Raw genomic sequence first — 18,887 nt, 5'->3', positions numbered from 1 at the left:
TGAATCATTACGCTAATAAACTCAAAGACCGTTTGAAATATATGACTTTAGTTTGGTGCTAACACAACGTTTGTTACTAACACCTCAAATAATTAATCTATACTGTTCAGCTTTTTAGAAATTACCTTTTACACCAAACAGTAAACGGCGACCATTATCTTCATAAATAGCCGGATAACCATTTCCATCAACAGATGCTGTTGGTGTATCTAATAAATTAATCGCTTCAATAACAACAGATACATTTTCAGTAACATCGTAAGAAATATTGCCATCTAACACGCCTGAAGCTTTGATATAACGACCAAAGCCTTCTTGCGCACCCGCATTAATTAAAAAGTCATCTCTCCACGTATAAGATAATCTTACAGAAAGTTTATCACCTTCATAATAACCACTGGCATTGAAGTTATTTTCAGATGCACCAGTTACCTTTTCAGGCTCAGAGTTATCAATGTATGTGTAGTTAAGCATGGTTCCCATATTACTTAATATACCCGGTAAATTAGAGAAGTTATGTTGGAAAGTAAGCTCAATACCTTTCATATCAACCCCTTCTCCATTTTTAAAGGTATTAACTACAAACTCTTCCGTTATTGTTCTTTGCGAACCGTCTGATGATAATTCAATAATATTTAGGTCTTCATTGTTAGTTTCTCTTTCAATTAAAGACACGAGCTCTTTTTGGAATAATGTTGCTGATAAAATAGAAGCATTATCGAAATACCATTCTAGTGACATATCAAAGTTATTAGAACGGAAAGGGTCTAAGTACGGATTATTCGTATTAAGTGTAGGTGGAACATTGTTCGCAGTAGTAGATGGAGAAATTTGGGCAAGTGCTGGTCGTGACATAGTGCGAGAAGCTGAGAACCTTGCTACTACATCTTCATTAACTTCATAAGCTAAGTTAAGTGAAGGTAACGTATCTGTGTAACTACGCGAAACATCAATTGGGCCACCTGCTGGTATTGTGATTAGCGCACCGGCATCTGGCTGAAACGTTATTGCAGATAAGTCAGGTGCAATACCGCTAGTTTCTTGATCGGTTTCAACAATACGTAAACCAAAGTTACCCGTTAATCTATCATCTAAAGTTGAAAAATCAGCTTGAACATAATATGAAAGAATATCTTCTTTAGCATCAATAGTACCAGTTTCGTTTGTACTCATAGTCCCCATATTAGTCAATTCTGTGCGGCTAAATGATTCAACAACACTGCGTGTTTTAGCTCTTAAAAACATATCAGGAACATAAGCTGCACCGCTGTAACCATCAAGAAAATCGCCACTCCCCGCTCCAACAAGCTCAATAACTGGAGCGCCATTGTATCCACCAGCACCATTAGAGGTTAAGCCCATAATACTTGCGAATTCAGCTTTATCTACATCAAGTCGTTTTGAGATCCCGTATTGTTCTTGTGTCTTGATTGATGCACCAAACTTTATCGATGTGAAAAATCCATCATCAAAATGTCGTGTTACATCAAATCGTAAACTACTAATTTCGTCTTCAATTTCACTACCGAACTCACCAAAAAAACTGAGAAACTCATAGTTGTTTGGATCATCAACTTCTAACTGTGCAGCATCAGATAAAATTAACGAGGTCATTTCGTCATCTAATGTAGTATCGTAACCTGCTTGACTAATATAACCACGTGATAAAATATTTAAACCATCACCTATTTGATCTGACTTTGAGTAACTTAACTCACCATCAATCAACCAATTGTCAAATTCATACTTTCCGCCAAAGGCATAAGCTGTTGTTTTACCTTGTCTTGATTGATAGCGACCACCAGGGCGAACTTCAACATTAGTAAGTTCTGTTTTAGTGGTAAGTAAATTACCATCGACATCTTGTCGAATTGTTCCACTTTCAATAACTTGTTCAGCACTTGTATCATTAATACGGCCTACGGTATTACCAAAGTTATAAGCGGTTTGACTCCGAATAGATAAATTATCAAGTTCAGTTTGGAAAACTTCAGTGTATAAACGTAAATTGTCTAATGGCTCATATTCTATACGGCCAATTAGGCTCGTTCTTTCTTTCTCTTCTTCAAATTTTTCAAGTAATAATAAGTTTTGTGTGTAGTTACGTGATTTTCGAAAACCTCGACTTAATGAAGAATGAGATTCTGCATTTCTCTCAGTATAAGCAGCCCCAATACTCACACCTACTTTACCGTCAGCAAATACATCAGAATACATGCCTGACATTCTTGGAGCTAATTTTCCTGAATTAGATTCATGCGCTCCTTGCGCTGAGAATGCAAACTTTCTTTTACCGATGTCGATGGGACTATGAGTACGTACAACTACTGTACCCGACAAGCCTCCCTCTTGAAGGGATGCCATTGGTGTTTTATGTACTTCGAGTGAGCTTACAAATTCAGAAGGTAATGAAGAAAACTCAAAATTACGTGACGCCGTACCTAAATAATCTAAAGCGAAAGCTGATGCTAAACTGCGATCATTTAATGTTGTTAGTGTAAACGTTGGTGGTAGCCCCCTAATACTAACGCGCGAGCCTTCACCACGTACTCGTTCAATTTGTACACCGGTAATACGTTGTAAGGACTCAGCTACGTTTTCATCAGGAAATCGTCCTAACTCGGTAGAACTGATCACATCCGTAATAACAGGAGACATTCTTTTGGTTAAAACAGCTTGCTCTAAACTTGAACGTATACCGACTACTTGAATAAGTTCAACTTCTGGAGCTTTTTTTACTTCTTTAGTTTCAGTTTCTTGTGCTAAACCTTGCCCACTAACAATTAGGGCAATTGCGCTTAAGCTTGTTTTTAATGTGTTTTGTAATGGTTTTTTCATGTTTTTATTCTCACCAATTGTCATTATGTTTTGTTGTTTTGCGTGATAACAATCATCACGCTCTCGGTGAGACCAAAATGCAACTTAATACCTTTTAGCTATTTTTAAAGTACTTTTTTAAGGTGGTATTGCCAGATACGTAATTTTGGGTTTGTATCTACTTATTCATTTGAAACATATTATGCACCCGCTTACTATGCATTGTTTCATTAAGCCATTCAGTTTTAACTTTTTAGTTTAGAGTAAAATGATTTAGAAATGTTAATTGACTACAAGGCACAACTAAAAACTAAAACAAACAATAAAATGAAAGTTAAAAAATTTTTAGGGCTCTAATGTAAATTTTGTTTCATTTGAATACGCTTTTATTATTTTATTTTTTGGTCTCGCACTATAAGACGAAACTAAAACAAAAATCCGCTAATCAGTATTGCAAATATAAAATAATCGCTTTTACTCAAGCGCTTCTTCGATGGGTCTAAAAACAATTTATGCTTTGTTATTAACTTTAGTCAGGTTCCTACATGGATGTAGACTTTAGATTTTGTTTGGAACGTAAAATATGTGCCTAAATTTTTTTTAGTTCCCACTGAAACGCGCACTTGAATGGTAACGTGTATATGTTTGTTAGAAGATGAGTGTTTTTTATATTCTAAAAGCGATGGGGGTTTTAGCTGGAATAAAAAGTTATAAAGTCAATATAATAAATTTATAACGCAATTAATAAATAATGTTAAATAAATAGCCGGCCTATACCGACTATTTATTATCTATTAATGTTCTAAGAAAATACGTACAAAATAACTTAGCGCCAAGCTCTAAAGTAGTCAACTTGGTAATATGAACGCTCTTGTCTAGGTTCGTTATCACCAGCCTGCCAATCGTAAACTAAAATATCTAAAATTACTGGCATATCAACATCACCAGGATAATCAGCAGCGTTAACAGCACTTTTCCATATAGTTCTTACTTTTTTACCATCAACGTAAAAGTAGATCCCAGCAGGTGTTCGCATTACACCATAAGTATGCCAGCCAGTATTTACACCATTATTGTCGATTGTAGCGGCATAACTATAATTTGGGGTTTGATCCACATTACCTGTTGCTTGGCTCCAAACAAAGTGATGAATATTACTTTTACTTTTCTTATGATCATTCCAACCTACGTATGGGAAATGCTCATAAACATCAATTTCGTACTGTTCACCATTTACAGGGTTGCGATTAAAAAACCAAAAGCTACTAGCAATATTATTATTAGCTGCTTTAGCTCTTACTTCAAAATAACCATGTTTTAGGTTTTGTTTACTAGATACAATACCTGTGGTGTGTTTATCACCAACAAAACCACCAGGTCTTGCTTCTAAAACTAAATTACCTTGATGTGTGTAAGCTAGATTATTGGTGTATGTAAAACTGTTATTACCCGCCCACCCCGTTGGATGATAACGATTCCATTTACTTGTATCAGGCGTTTGCCATTGTCCCGGTTGGTTAAACTCATCACTAACATTTGAATCAAAAGTAAAGCCTGAGTTATTGATCAGCCAAAAACCTTCTCCATCAACATTTGGAGTTGCAGCATAGCTTGTTGCACTAACTGACATAGCAACCAATACAGGTATAGATTTTATTATGTTTTTAAGATTAGTTTTCATTCCATTCCTTATTTTTATCTTTTGTTATTAAAATTTAAAGTTTACTTTTTGCCAAAATAAACTTTATTTCCCCGATTAACATTTTTAGTAAAGCATAAAAAAAACACAATTCAAAGAATTAAATATAAAAACAAAAAATCAAATGCAAACACAAAAAGAAAACACCCATTGGATATTTTATATTTAAATGTTAACAACTTAACATAAATAACAACAAAAAAAGACATGATATGAAGCAACCCATTTAAATACGAGCAACTTAAAAACAAAGGAAACATTGAAAACGTCTTGATAACAGCTAATAAAATTAGTATTTAAATTTTACAAATGTAATAAAAACAGCGTGAAAGTTATTTGAATAGTATATGAGAATATTGCCGTGCTTTTTTACAACCTAATAATAAAAAGTCGCTAAATTTATTAACGACTTTTTATATTATTTAAATATTTATTCAGCAATAAGCTCATCATTTTTAGATGCGAAACTGGCTGTACCACCAAATATAAATTTGTTCACTAATAATGCAAATGCTACACAAGCAATTAAAGTGAAAAACATAAGGTGGATATAATGTAGACCAAAAGGAGCATGAAATGGTGAGAATTCAAAAGATACTGAACCATATAAAATTACACCAAAGAAAACCGCTGCAATACCTGCATTTGCATGAACTCCTTTAAATAAGAGACCTACAATAAAAATAGATAATATAGGCATACTAAATAGGCCCCATAACTGTTGTAATAAGTTAAGAATACTATCTGCTTGTTGATACAAAGGTACAAGAGCAAGGGATATAAACGTAAGTGCTACAGTGATCCAAGCACTTAACTTAGGTACATTAATGTCGTCGTTTATATAAGGTTCGTGAATATCACACACGTACAATGCCGTTGCTGAATTTAGGTTACTGTTATAAGTAGATAACACGGCTGCAGCCATTGCTGCTGCGAATATACCTGATAACCATGCAGGTAATAAATCGCCCACTATTTGTCCGTAAGCGGCATCACCAATATCACCATAAAGCTTGTATGAAATAATACCTGGTATAACAATAATTGCTGGTACGATAACAATACGAATACCTATTGCTGCAAAAACACCTTTTTGTGCTTCTTTCAAGTTAGGCGCGGCCATAGCACGTTGAGTAATAACTTGATTTGTTCCCCAGTAAAACATTTGAATAAAAATCATACCTGTTAGTAATGTATGCCAAGGAATAGGTGAATCGTCAGCACCAATAAAGGTTAAACGATCAGCCGGTATACCTGAAAAATCATAATCAATCGCGTTTAATGATAAAAATACAACGGTAATAGCCATACCAAGTAATAAAACACCTGAGTATGTATCAGACACGGCAACAGCACGAAGACCACCAAAAATAGCATACATAGCACCTACAGCAGCAAATGCTGTGGCAATATACATAATTGGAATGTCTACCTGAAACATGGTTTGCATAAACAATGCACCACTATAAATTACGGCAGGACAGAAAATAAGCGCACTACTTAAAAAAAACATTGTGCCAATAACCGCTCTGATATGCTTATTGTTATATCGCTTTTCTAATAATTCAGTCGTGGTAGTACAGTTATACTTGTAATAAACAGGAAGAAATACTTTAGCAAGAAGAAACAAACCAAGTACGGCAGCAAACTCCCACCACGCGAGCAATGCCATTTGATTACCATTTGAACCGACTAGCTGATCGGTACTCAAATTTGTAAGAGTGATTGAACCTGCAACAAAATACCAAGCTAAGCCTCCTCCAGCTAAAAAGTATTCTTTATTTTGTTGATCTTTGCCCTTACCTCTACCGTGACCTCTACATTTTAAATAGGTTAACAACGCAATTAAGGCGGTAACCAATAAAAATACTGATATTTGTATCAAGTTTTCTGACATTCTATTTCCTCTGCTTATTTATTATTCATACTATTGAGGGATAATAATTTTGCTTGTTGTTTGTTTTGTTTAAATTTTTGTTTTTTATATGTGATTAGGTCGGTTAATTTCTAACTTTATATTTTTTACAGGTAAAAAATCAGTATTAGCATTGTTTTTATTTACCAGTAAATTTAGTTGATATATAGATAGCAACATGGCGTGGATCGGTGATAAATAACCTTTTCTATTTAACTCAAATAATTGCTCGGCCGTAAGCGCTTGTAACTTATCTTCATCAATGGTGTGTAAGCCTTTAAGGGTTTGAACCGTACCATTTTCGTAACTTACCAATAAATCAATAGCTTTAAATAAATTTAAACTATCGATATGCTTAGTAAATTCGTAAGTTTGCATATCGTTTTTGATATCAGCTTCTAATAACTTAGTTTTCTGATGTAAATAAGGGGTTGCTTTACCATCGAGATCAAAAAATTGCTCTCCCTCTTCTATTGAAAATACAGGATTAGACTCATCTATACCTATGGTGTAGCTGTTATCGTTTTTAGGTGAGCGCATTAAATATAAGGGATATGTTTGCATGCCATTAGGTTTATACGTTGCAGTCCATTGTTGGCTCTCAACAAACAAATTTTTACCGGCTTCAAAACTGGTAACTGCGGATATTCCCCATTCACCGTTTTGAGGATTCCGAGTAAAAAAAACAGGAAAACTACTCACCGACATACCTACTTCAGATACGCGTAAGTTCATTACATGTTGATTGCTAGCAAAATCTGCTTCAGCATGAATATTTACTTTCAAATTAGCATGTTGCTTACTACTTAATTCTATTAATTCAGCCATATAACTCTTCTTTTAATTCATTATTTTTAGTTTATGTTGTGGAAGCTAACCACTGATTTATAAACACTCGATGTGGTTGTAATGTTTGTAGCATTTGTTCGGTAAGTTGTTCGTTCCGTTGAATTAAACGCTCAGCTTGTTGATGCTGTTGGTATAAATAAGCTTGCTGGGTAAAATCAGGCTTAAACCCCATACCATACAATACATATTGATAACTTGCTGCAGGGAATAACTCATTAGCCCCTTGAAAATCACTAATGGTAGGCCCTTTAAATTTCCATATTTCTAAGTCTTCTTTTAATGATTCAGGAATGGTTTTCGGATCACAATGAGCTTGCCAATAAGGTTCCGGACGCTTAGTTAACATATAATGTAACTTTAAAAAGTCTAAAATTCGGCTCCATCTATAATCCATTTGCTTATTAAAACGCTTAGCAACAATGGGCATAATATGATTATCCGCAGGGAAATTTTCAGCAATATAACGAGCCGAAATTTCAACTAACATAATAGCGGTAGCTTCTAAAGGCTCCACAAAACCTGCCGCCATTCCAACGGCAATACAGTTCTTTTCCCAAAATTTTTCTCTATGACCTGGCTGATAACTAATTTTACGAGCCGTTAACCCTTCTGCTGGTTTACCAATATACGCACGTAAATTACTCTCTGCTTCTCCATCAGTCATAAATTTACTTGAATAAACATGACCTACCCCTCTGCGATTAGTGAGTCCTATATCCCAAATCCAGCCTGAGTTTTGCGCTGTTGCGATAGTATGAGTGGCAACAGGATCATCATCATTTTCATAGGGAACTTGCATTGCAATTGCACGATCATTAAATAAAATATCATCAACGTGTTTAAACGGAACGCCTAATGCTTTGCCCAATAATAGTGAGGATGCTCCGGTACAATCTACAAATAAGTCAGCTTTTATATTACCATGGCTATTTAATGAAATAGATTCAATATTACCATCGTTACTCAGTGTTGAGTTTTTCATCGTATCAACAATGTGTTTAACATTGAGCGTTTTAATGCAGTGCTCTTTCAACATAACACCAAGTTCACCGGCATCTAAATGATAAGCATAGTTACAAGGACCTTGATACTCTCCTTCAGCAAACGTTCTTGGTGCTAAACCCGCTTCACATAAATGATGTTGAAAATTAGACTCTACAGCATATTCTTCAATGTTATTAACATAGGGTGCTAAATCAATACGGCCATAGCCTAGTGGAACAGTAAATGGATGATAATAAAAATCGCCATTACCATGTACCCACTCAACAAACTTACCACCTTGTTTAAACGCAGCATGACACTTTTTAAATACGTCGCTTTCTTTTAAACCGATATCTTGAAGAGTGTTTTTCATGGTGGGCCAAGTGCCTTCACCAACACCAATAGTTGGTATTTCAGAAGATTCGATTAGCGTAACTTCTAACAAGTTGCTTTTATGATGTGCGGCTATGATTGACGCTGTTAACCAGCCAGCAGTACCGCCACCAACAATTACTATTTTCTTCATAAAACCTGCCATTGTTTAACGTATGTTGTTAATAAAATAGATGATTATAGATATTTTATCTATACAAACTAAAACGATTGATTCACTTTACATTTTTATAATTAAGCTCTGCGTTTTAGGTTAAATATAAAAGCTTAATTATAAAAATGGCCTATGTACATATTTCAATATATGTAATAGGCCATAACTAAATAAGATAAGATAAGAAGTACAACTTATCTTCTAGGTTACGTTATTAAAACTTAGCACGAACACCAATTGCATAACGAGAGCCGTTATCTTCAATGCTGTATACTTGATTAGCAAAACGACCTGTTTGTACTAATTCTTCTTCGGTAATGTTAATACCTTCAAAGAATACAGAAACATTTTCGTTAATGTCTAAACTAGCGCTAATATCTAACTGTCCAAACGTTTCAGTATTAACTGGCTCGCCTGTACTACCACCTGCAGATGCATTGTTGACATATCTTAAGAAACCTTCACGGTTGTTATAAGCAATACGCGCTTGCCATGTGTCGGCTTCATAAAACAAGATAAGGTTTTGTGAATCACCTAAACCTTCAAGTGCAAATGTTGTTGTTGTATCTGCACCAATTTTCTCATCGCTGTTTACAACAGTTGCGTTAGCTGTAAAACCAAAACCATTGTCAAATACATGAGTTAATGCAACTTCATAACCGGTAACACGCGTTGACTCACCATTTTGTGGTCTAGTAACAGTATACACTTCAGATTGACCATTTAACTCGGCTTCTTCCTGAGCACGCTCAGGAGTACATAATGCTCCACCACAGTTAAAGTCAGGACCAATACGATTTCCTAGAACAAAAGTTTCTTCACCTGTTAATGTAATAATAAAGTCATTAACTTCTTTACTAAATACAGCGAATGAAAACAAGCTTGCATCGTCGTAGTACCATTCGTATGAAATATCCCAGTTTTCAGACGTAAATGGTTTAAGGTTTTCGTTACCACCTTGTGCCGTTAAGTTTTGACGACGAGGTTCATTATACGTTGTTGCCGGAGACAATTGAGACATAGTTGGACGAGTTAAAGAATCGTATACAGCAAAACGTAATACCATATCTTCTTCGATTTCTAATTTAACATTTAAACTAGGTAATAAATTAGAGTAACTACCTGATTGACTAATATTCTGTTCAGGACCAAACACATTAGCAAATAATGTTAAATCGGATGTAGCTACAATATCAGCAATATCACTTTGTATAGCTTCAGCTTCAATACTCGTTGTTGAATAACGAGCACCAAAGTCAACAGTTAACGGCATATCAGCAAGTTCATAACCAAACGTAAAGTTCATGTATAAGCTAGTAATGTCTTCATTAATGGTATAACGGTTATTTTGCAATGAGGTTTCAATTGGGAAGCCTGCTGATGCTAAATAATCAACATACTTATCACCGTCGTATGAGTAAAAAGTATCAATTAAACCGGAAAAATAGTTTTTAGCTGTAAATGGTTTAAAGTCAATTACATCATTTGGAGCTGGAGTACCGTAACCACAGAATTCACACTGGCTACCAAAAATTTGGAAACTAGATTTTTCACGCTCTTGACGATATAAACCGAACTCAGCTTTTTCAAAAACATCGCCGTCAGCTTCATAAACAAAATCAACTTTGAATTCATTTACTTCATCTTCATCAGTAAATCTATTACCTTTCTCGTTATAATGTAAACGAGATAATGAAGCATCAGGTAAAGAACCGTTATCAAAACCACCATGTATAACAGTAGGTATTGAACCCGTACCGTCAAATGAGTAGCTATTTGCTATACCCACAACATTAAAGCGATCTCGACCAGCACGATCATTTTCAGCACTTGATGTAGACACATCAAATGTAGCACCTAATTGATCAGATATTTGCCACTCAACGTTTAAGCCAAAACCCTCAGTCGTTACATCACGCGAATTACGAGTATGGGATACAAAATCACTTGCCGGATCACCACTACCACCATGGAGACCAATTTCTTGGGTGAAAGAAGTTAACGTACCTGTTGCTTGATCAATAGTTGCACTGCCAACACGATCAGGTTCGAACCATGATGCTAAATCTGTCGCTTGTGATTCAACTTCAAATTTAGATACAAAACCATCAAGAGTAATATTTACATCTTCAGATGGAGCATATTGTAATACTAAACTTGCATTGGTACGTGTACGCTCTTGGTTATCAATAATTTGATCCCAATTACGAGGAATATAAGCATTAGAAAATAAAATACCATCTCGACTGTTAGAAATAGTTTGACCTGGACGCCAGCCAGCAGTCTCAATACGGTTAATTTGTACATCACGTTCTGAATGACTTACTGCTAGTAAAACACCAACAGTGTCGTCAGCAAAAGTATTGCTTACTAATACAGAAGCAGCAGGTGAAGTTTTTTCAGAAAGACTTTCATACATGCCTTTTAATGAACCAACAACTTGAAAGCCATCATAATCAAATGGTCTTGCTGTTGAAATATCGATAGTACCACCGATACCACCTTCTTGAAGGCTTGAAGTGGATGTTTTAAAAACATCAGCACCTGTAATTTGATCAGCAGCGATAATGTCGAAGTTAAACTCACGACCCGCACTGTCTGTAGCAATTTGGCGGCCGTTTACTAGAACTGTATTAAATTGTGGACCAAAACCACGAACAGTTACCGCTTGCCCCTCACCACCACTACGGTCAATTGAAACACCCGTAATACGTTGTAATGATTCAGCTACGTTAAGATCTGGAAACTTACCTAAATCTTCTGCAGCGATACCATCAGATACTGAGTTTGATGATTTTTTATCGATCATAGCCGCTTTAAGGCTACCTAGCATACCCGTTACGGTAATAACTTCAACTTCTTGTTCTTTAGCAGTATCAGCAGCTATTACAGTAGCACTACTTAGTGCCGTTGCTACAGCTAACGCAATACTCGTACGTTTACCAAATGTAGATACATATTTAGTAGACATTGTCTTCCCCTTTGTTGTGTTATGTTGTGTTTTACTACTTGCTTGTTGTTAACTTATATTATTAGTTAATCTTTTATAAAATTGTATTAGCGAGTATTAAACCGAGCTAATACAAGTTTATTTTTTTGTAATTTATTCTCACTAGTAAATAATGCGAAAATAAATTAACTTTGTACTTTTTTAATGGCCGCTAACCATTGGTTATATAGCTCATTTCTTTGCTCTGCTGGCATATTCGGTTCAAATTTTCTATCGCAATGCCACATATCAGCTAATTCCTCTATTGAAGAATAAACACCAGCCTGTAAACCGGCTAAATAGGCAACGCCTAAAGCGGTAGTTTCGATAATTTGAGGACGGTCAACTTCAGCCCCTAAGATGTTTGAAAGAAAAGATAACACCCAATTATTAGCTACCATACCGCCATCAACTCTTAATTTAGTTGGGCGTAAACCATCATTTTCCATGGCTTTTTGCAGATCTTTTGTTTGGTAGCAAACCGACTGTAAACCTGCAGTAACAATTTCTTTGATGCCTGAATCACGTGTTAATCCTAAAATAGCACCACGAGCATTAGGATCCCAATACGGTGCACCTAACCCTGTAAACGCCGGTACTAGCATAACGCCATGATCAAAAGGCATACCTTCAACAATGCTTTCTGTCTCACTTGCACACTCAATCAGTTTAAGTCCGTCACGTATCCATTGAATCGTTGCTCCTGCCATAAAGATACTACCTTCAATAGCATAGGTTGGTTTACCGTTTAAACGATAGGCAACGGTTGTCAGTAATTTATTTTTCGACTTTAAGGCTTTATCGCCTGTGTTAAGCATTAAGAAACAGCCTGTACCATAAGTACTTTTAGCCATACCTTCTTTAAAACATGCTTGACCAAATAAAGCGGCTTGCTGATCACCTGCTACGCCTAAGATAGGAATAGGCGCACCTAATATATCAGGTGCGCAAATACCGAATTCACAAGATGAATCCATAACTTCAGGTAACATTGAATGTGGTATATCGAAAAGTGAAAGAAGCTCTTCATCCCACTCTTGGGTATGAATATTGAAAATCATAGTACGCGAAGCATTAGTTGCATCAGTTCTATGCACTTCACCTTGGGTTAAATGCCATAAAATGAAACTGTCAACCGTACCAAAAGCTAAGTCGCCTTTATTGGCTTGCTCTCTAGCACCTTCAACATTATCAAGAATCCATTTTATTTTTGTCGCTGAAAAATAAGGATCTAATAACAAACCTGTTCTGCTATTAATTAATTCAGATGTTTGTTCTGTTGTAATAGATTCGCAGTAGTCAGCAGTTCTTCTATCCTGCCAAACAATAGCGTTATAGAGCGTTTTTCCTGTTTTTCTATCCCAAACTAATGTTGTTTCACGCTGGTTTGTAACACCGATAGCAATAATTTGACTCGCAGATACATCGTTGTCTTTTAAAACGCGTTTACAAACATCTACAACACTTTCCCATATGTCGTTAGGGTTATGCTCTACCCAACCATCTTGAGGGAAATGCTGTTGAAACTCAGCTTGAGCCACTGCAAAAACCAACCCCTTTTCAGTGAACAATATTGCTCTTGAGCTTGTTGTGCCTTGATCTATAGATAAAATATATTTGGACATTGTGATAATTATTATTCCAATAGTACTAATCTCTTGATTCGATAATGCACATAACAAACAATTAAATCAACATTTATTTTCAATTACGAACATTTTTGTTTATTTTCGAATTTTGGATTACAGAGATTTATGTGAGATAATTAATTAGTTTAAGTAAATATAGTGTATAAAAATCAAAAGCGCGTAAGTTATTGCCAATAATTTTTAGCTATAATAAATGGAAGGTTATTATTCATGAGTTTAAATCAACGACAAACAGAGTTGGTTGAGTTTGTTCACAAAAATGGTTTTGTGAACATAGATACTCTTGTACAACATTTTAATGTTACCCCACAAACGATCAGAAGGGATTTAAATAAGCTTGCTGAAGAAGGTGCTTTGATCAGACATCATGGTGGTGCCGAAGCGACTTCAAGTAGTGCTAATGCTTCATATCAATCCCGTAAGATAATGAATTTAGATGCAAAAGAACAAATAGCCAAACAAGTAGCCAGCCTTATTCCTAATGGTGCTTCAATATTTATTAATATAGGAACCACAACAGAAACGATAGCTAAAGAGCTCCTGAACCATTCCAACCTCAACATAGTTACAAACAATATTCATGTCGCCACTATATTGTCGGTAAAAGAAGACTTTACCGTTATTATTGCTGCCGGTGAGGTGCGCCATAAAGACGGAGGCATAATAGGTGAAGCCACCTGTGATTTTATCAGCCAATTTCACATGGACTTCGGTATTATTGGTATTAGCGGTATCAGTGCTGATGGTTCCTTACTCGATTTTGATTTCAGAGAAGTAAAGGTTGCACAAGCTATTATTGAAAACTCGACTACCGTTATTTTAGCAACAGACCATTCTAAATTTGGTAGAAATGCCATGGTTAAGCAAGGAAGTATATCTCAAATAGATCATTTATTTACTGATGAAGTCCCCCCTGGAGAATTAACCGAGTTATTGGAAACTCATAACGTAATAACTCATGTTATTTAAGTAATAACGATATAAAGTAATAAATCCCCTATAAAAAAATGCAGTTTATCTGCATTTTTTTATATCTAAAATTTATTTTTTTTCATTTAATTTTCATTTTTACTTGCATATGAACATAAACGAACACTATTATACTCCATAACGAAAATTCGAGATTCGAATTAAATAGTAAGAAATTGTTAATAAGTGAGTAATCTAAATGAGTGATACGTTTGATATCGTTGTAATTGGCGGTGGTATTAACGGAACAGGCACTGCAGCAGATGCGGCTGGTAGAGGTCTTAATGTTCTATTATGTGAGCAAAATGATTTAGCTTCAGCCACTTCATCAAATAGCAGTAAATTAATACATGGTGGTTTACGTTATTTAGAACATTACGAATTTAGATTAGTAAAAGAAGCATTAGCAGAACGCGAAGTGCTAATAAAGAATGCTCCTCATATTATTAAACCTTTAGTCTTTAGACTACCTCATCAACGCCATCTGAGGCCTTCATGGATGATCAGAGCTGGCTTATTTTTATATGACAATCTTGCCAAACGCGTTACTTTACCTTCTTCTAGAGGCATAAAGTTTGCTGAAGACAGTGTACTTGTACCTTCCATAAAAAAAGGCTTTGAGTATTCTGATGGCTGGGTAGATGATGCTCGATTAGTGGTACTTAATGCACTTTCAGCTAAAGAAAACAATGCCACTATTCTGACACGAACTAAATGTATCAATGCCACTAGAGATAACGAGCTTTGGGTTGTAACTCTTAAAGATGTATTGACCGGAAAAGAAACCCAAGTTAAAACCAAAGCGATTGTTAATGCGTCTGGTCCGTGGGTAGCTAAATTGTTTGATGACGCCCTACCAATAAAATCACCACAAAATGTTCGCTTAGTTAAAGGGAGCCATATTGTTGTTCCTCGAATTCATGATGAAAAACAAGCTTATATGTTACAAAACTCAGATCAACGCATCGTATTTGTAATACCTTTTGAAGAAGAGTTTTCATTAATTGGTACGACCGACATCGAACATAAGGGTAATCCGAGTGATGTAAAAATATCTGATGATGAAATAAATTATTTGGTCAATATTACTAACGAGTATTTCAATAAGAAGATATCTCGTGAAGATATAGTGACAACTTACTCTGGTGTTAGACCTCTGTTAGATGATGAATCTGATTCCGCTCAAGCTGTTACTAGAGATTACACTTTAGAATTAAGTGACGATAATAAGCATACACCTATTTTATCTATATTTGGTGGAAAAATTACTACTTATAGAAAGCTATCTGAAGCGGCTATAAATAAAGTATCTCAATATTTCCCTAACATAGGACCAGCTTGGACAAAGTTTAAAGCCTTGCCTGGTGGCAATTTTGATAATAAAACAAGCCTTCAAGCCGAACTTAAAAGTAAGTATCCATGGTTAACTAGTTCGTTAATCGTTCGCTATGTTAGAAGTTACGGTTCATACACGCATAAGCTTTTAGAAGGCGCTGAAAACGAAACCGCTTTAGGTAAATGTTTTGGCAAAGATTTATATGCTAAAGAAATAGACTATTTAATAGATAACGAATGGGCGTTAACTGTTGAAGATGTTATTTGGAGACGTACCAAGCGTGGTTTGTATTTAAGTGCTGAAGAAATAGAAAATTTGAGTACGTATATAGAAAATCATCCTACAGTTATTGCGCGTTCAGCGTAATACCGCGTTATTTAGACACTCTACACGCTTTAATTAAAGAACTGTCATTACGATAATTCTTAAGTTAAAGCGTTTTTTTAACCCTTTAACAAAACTGAAACATTGCTTTCTTTATTTTAAGTTAATGTGTTGCATGCCCGTTTGCTTAATTAAGTTAACTGACTTTAAAACCATGGAAGCGATCAATTGATTATTGAGGTTGGTATCATTATACAAAATCCTATTAAATCGTTATTCTAGAATATATCTTTAAAATTTTCAGCAAGGAATAAAAATGCGTCAAATAAAATGGGGACTAATAGGCTGCGGTAACATAGCCCATCAATTTGCACAAAGTTTAGGAAAAATAAATTCAGGAACTTTATGTGCTGTAGCGTCTAACACTCCCAATAAAGCTGAGTCATTTGCAAAAAAGTATAAGGTTGATAAGTTTTATACCAACTATGACGACTTAGTAAATGATAAAAACATTGATGCTGTTTACATTGCAACGCCTCATAATTTTCATTATGAAAACGCTAAGCTGTGTATTGCCCATAATAAACATGTGTTATGCGAAAAACCTATCACGATTAATGCTAAGCAATTACTTGAACTGATGTCTCTTGCTGAAGCTAAAAGTTTATTTTTAATGGAGGCCGTTTGGACACGATTTTTACCTGCTATTGAAAAACTACAATCCCTAATAACAGAAGGAATTATTGGCGAAATAGATACGCTAAAAGCTCATTTTAGTATCACTGGAAATTTTGGTCCGTCTCACCGTTTGATGAATAAGGAGTTAGCAGGAGGAGCTTTACTCGATCTAGGTATATATCCTATAACTTTTGCTAACCTTGTGTTTGGTAAACACCCTACTCATATAAAAAGCTCGGCGGTTATAGGGGAAACAGGTATAGATGAAAGCTCATTTTATTTATTTGAATATGAGAAAGGTCAACGGGCCGTGCTTTCTTCCTCGATAAAAGATCACTCTCCCACTGAAGCGATTATTTGTGGCTCTAAAGGTTATATTCGAGTTCCTGAATTTTTAGGTGCACGAGAAATACATATTCACCTTCCTGAGCAAACTACGCGGGTTATTAACTTTCCTCGCGCAGAAGAGGAAAATTTTGTTTATGAAATTGAACATGCAAATAAATGTATATCATCTAACTTAACACAAAGCCCCGTACTCCCTCTTTCTGAATCACTCGCGATAATAGAAACTATGGACACACTAAGAAAGCAATGGAATCTAGTTTACAAAGAAGATTAATGTTACTTAACTCAAATTCACTTTATCTAATCAATTAAGGAAAACTCATGTTCATTAAAAATGTACTGCTAAGTTTAAGCCTATTATCTGCCAGTTTAATGATTGCAGGATGTAGCCAAAGTTTAGTTAAAAATGAGATTCAAAATAACAAGGTGTTATCAAAAAAAACCTTCGATACAGATAGTTACGATAGCGCTGAACAGCTTTACCCTCAGGTAAAAGTAAGTATTGCCCCTGAACTATCAGCTAAAGGTGATTATATTGTTGGTGTTAAAACGCTTAGTATTGTAAATCCTAAACAATTAGATCCTATTAGCCAAACACTTAAAGACAGACAGCTAAAAATAGAAGTTTGGTATCCAACGGATAAATCACTAATAAAGAATACAACTAAAACAATTTACCAAAACCAAACAAAATTAGGGCTACCATTTTCAATTAAAGCCAATGCTTACCGCGATGTTGAAGTACATCTAGCTAAAGACGAAAAATATCCTCTTATTGTTTTATCTCATGGTTATACAGGCTATAGAACATTAATGTTTTATCTTGGTGAACATTTGGCATCTCATGGTTATATTGTTGCATCAATTGACCATACAGACTCAACAACAGCCGAAATAGATGTAAAAAATGCACCATGGAAAGGATTTGTAAGTACATTACTTAATCGCTCACGTGATCAACAATTTACGTCCAACTATTTCACCACAAATGATAACTTTCTATCTAACGTTATTGATACAGAAAACGTTGGGGTAATTGGGTATTCTATGGGGGGATACGGCGCAGTGAATACCATAGGTGGGTGTTATAATTTTAATGAAAAAACAGCCGCTATGTTCACAGGAATAAAAGATCCTGAACAAATAAAAAAAATAATTCCTGTACTTAATAGCTGTGCTGGAGGGCAATATGCTAATGCCGTTGTGAGTAGTAAATGGAAAGCAGCAATGGCTTTTGCCCCTTGGGGAAGTCAACATGGTTTGTTCAACCCGGAAAGCGTCAAATCAATTAAAACGCCGATCATGTATTTATCTGGTGATTTAGATGATATTTCTGATTACAACAGTATTAAAGATTTATATAAACAAACAGGTTCAAAAAATAAATACTTACTCACCTATGAAAATGCTCGACATAATATAGCACCTCACCCTGCTCCCTTAGCCTCTTATGCAAACAGCATTGATATGGGGCACTATATAGAAGGAAGCTGGAGTACCATTAAGTTAAATAATATTAATAAACATTTTGCTTTAGCTTTAATGGATTGCCACGTAAAACAAAAAACAGATAAATGTGAATATCTCAATTTACCTGGAAGTTCTAACCAAAAACCAATTAACGATAAGGTTCCAGCACCTTGGAAAGGATTTGAAAATAGATTTGCAACAGGTATGCAATGGCTAAGTAACTAAGTGTTCCCCTGACTAAACTTATATCTAAGCTGCTTACTTTAATGCTTTTTGTAGTAGCTTAGATATATATTCGATAAAATACTGATTC

The 18,887-nt window shown here is 35.2% G+C and carries 11 protein-coding genes; 4 read left to right on the top strand and 7 right to left on the bottom strand.

Annotated elements, in window-relative coordinates; genetic code table 11:
* Nucleotides 1-114 precede the first annotated feature (114 nt).
* The 7 genes from B0X80_RS15030 to glpK all read right to left on the bottom strand — a co-directional run bounded on the left by B0X80_RS15030 (nt 115) and on the right by glpK (nt 13,425).
* On the bottom strand, nt 115-2,838 hold the full coding sequence (locus B0X80_RS15030; RefSeq protein WP_175623956.1) for a TonB-dependent receptor: 2,724 nt from the start codon (nt 2,836-2,838) through the stop codon (nt 115-117).
* A gap of 805 nt (nt 2,839-3,643) precedes the next feature.
* Entirely contained in the window at nt 3,644-4,498 is an 855-nt protein-coding gene (locus tag B0X80_RS15025) for a family 16 glycosylhydrolase (RefSeq protein ID WP_077341722.1), read from the bottom strand.
* A gap of 448 nt (nt 4,499-4,946) precedes the next feature.
* Nucleotides 4,947-6,413, bottom strand: coding sequence for an SLC5 family protein (locus tag B0X80_RS15020; protein WP_077341720.1), 1,467 nt, complete (start codon nt 6,411-6,413; stop codon nt 4,947-4,949).
* A gap of 84 nt (nt 6,414-6,497) precedes the next feature.
* The gene (locus B0X80_RS15015) at nt 6,498-7,259 is read right to left on the bottom strand and encodes a SapC family protein (RefSeq protein WP_077341719.1); all 762 of its coding nucleotides are present in this window, start codon (nt 7,257-7,259) and stop codon (nt 6,498-6,500) included.
* A 31-nt stretch (nt 7,260-7,290) separates the two neighbouring features.
* The gene (locus B0X80_RS15010) at nt 7,291-8,802 is read right to left on the bottom strand and encodes a tryptophan 7-halogenase (RefSeq protein ID WP_077341717.1); all 1,512 of its coding nucleotides are present in this window, start codon (nt 8,800-8,802) and stop codon (nt 7,291-7,293) included.
* A gap of 223 nt (nt 8,803-9,025) precedes the next feature.
* Nucleotides 9,026-11,782, bottom strand: a complete 2,757-nt coding sequence (locus B0X80_RS15005; protein WP_077341715.1) for a TonB-dependent receptor — start codon at nt 11,780-11,782, stop codon at nt 9,026-9,028.
* A gap of 164 nt (nt 11,783-11,946) precedes the next feature.
* Nucleotides 11,947-13,425, bottom strand: a complete 1,479-nt coding sequence (gene glpK / locus B0X80_RS15000) for a glycerol kinase GlpK (protein WP_077341713.1) — start codon at nt 13,423-13,425, stop codon at nt 11,947-11,949.
* Nucleotides 13,426-13,659: 234 nt separating this feature from the next.
* On the opposite strand from glpK, the gene B0X80_RS14995 reads away from it, so the two are divergent.
* The 4 genes from B0X80_RS14995 to B0X80_RS14980 all read left to right on the top strand — a co-directional run bounded on the left by B0X80_RS14995 (nt 13,660) and on the right by B0X80_RS14980 (nt 18,799).
* The gene (locus B0X80_RS14995; protein ID WP_076419042.1) at nt 13,660-14,418 is read left to right on the top strand and encodes a DeoR/GlpR family transcriptional regulator; all 759 of its coding nucleotides are present in this window, start codon (nt 13,660-13,662) and stop codon (nt 14,416-14,418) included.
* Between the two features lie 199 nt (nt 14,419-14,617).
* A complete protein-coding gene (gene glpD, locus B0X80_RS14990) occupies nt 14,618-16,120 on the top strand; it encodes a glycerol-3-phosphate dehydrogenase (RefSeq protein ID WP_077341711.1) in 1,503 nt (500 codons plus the stop codon).
* Nucleotides 16,121-16,394: 274 nt separating this feature from the next.
* Nucleotides 16,395-17,378: a Gfo/Idh/MocA family protein gene (locus B0X80_RS14985; RefSeq protein WP_077341709.1), complete on the top strand. Its 984-nt coding sequence runs from the start codon at nt 16,395-16,397 to the stop codon at nt 17,376-17,378.
* A 47-nt stretch (nt 17,379-17,425) separates the two neighbouring features.
* Nucleotides 17,426-18,799 carry an alpha/beta hydrolase family protein gene (locus B0X80_RS14980; RefSeq protein ID WP_077341707.1) on the top strand — a complete coding sequence of 458 codons (1,374 nt, stop codon included), beginning with the start codon at nt 17,426-17,428 and terminating at the stop codon, nt 18,797-18,799.
* Nucleotides 18,800-18,887: the final 88 nt, after the last annotated feature.

The organism is Pseudocolwellia agarivorans (genome assembly GCF_002000085.1).
Lineage (GTDB): Bacteria > Pseudomonadota > Gammaproteobacteria > Enterobacterales > Alteromonadaceae > Pseudocolwellia > Pseudocolwellia agarivorans.
Note: the sequence above shows the minus strand (reverse complement) of the source record. Positions and strands in the feature narration are given on the sequence as shown.

Excerpts from the sequence above, each read along its gene's own strand:
- glpD (WP_077341711.1), top strand. The coding sequence starts at position 14,618 with ATGAGTGATACGTTTGATATCGTTGTAATTGGCGGTGGTATTAACGGA.
- B0X80_RS15010 (WP_077341717.1), bottom strand. The coding sequence starts at position 8,802 with ATGGCAGGTTTTATGAAGAAAATAGTAATTGTTGGTGGCGGTACTGCT.
- B0X80_RS14985 (WP_077341709.1), top strand. The coding sequence starts at position 16,395 with ATGCGTCAAATAAAATGGGGACTAATAGGCTGCGGTAACATAGCCCAT.
- B0X80_RS15015 (WP_077341719.1), bottom strand. The coding sequence starts at position 7,259 with ATGGCTGAATTAATAGAATTAAGTAGTAAGCAACATGCTAATTTGAAA.
- B0X80_RS15030 (WP_175623956.1), bottom strand. The coding sequence starts at position 2,838 with ATGAAAAAACCATTACAAAACACATTAAAAACAAGCTTAAGCGCAATT.
- B0X80_RS14995 (WP_076419042.1), top strand. The coding sequence starts at position 13,660 with ATGAGTTTAAATCAACGACAAACAGAGTTGGTTGAGTTTGTTCACAAA.
- B0X80_RS15005 (WP_077341715.1), bottom strand. The coding sequence starts at position 11,782 with ATGTCTACTAAATATGTATCTACATTTGGTAAACGTACGAGTATTGCG.
- glpK (WP_077341713.1), bottom strand. The coding sequence starts at position 13,425 with ATGTCCAAATATATTTTATCTATAGATCAAGGCACAACAAGCTCAAGA.
- B0X80_RS15025 (WP_077341722.1), bottom strand. The coding sequence starts at position 4,498 with ATGAAAACTAATCTTAAAAACATAATAAAATCTATACCTGTATTGGTT.
- B0X80_RS14980 (WP_077341707.1), top strand. The coding sequence starts at position 17,426 with ATGTTCATTAAAAATGTACTGCTAAGTTTAAGCCTATTATCTGCCAGT.
- B0X80_RS15020 (WP_077341720.1), bottom strand. The coding sequence starts at position 6,413 with ATGTCAGAAAACTTGATACAAATATCAGTATTTTTATTGGTTACCGCC.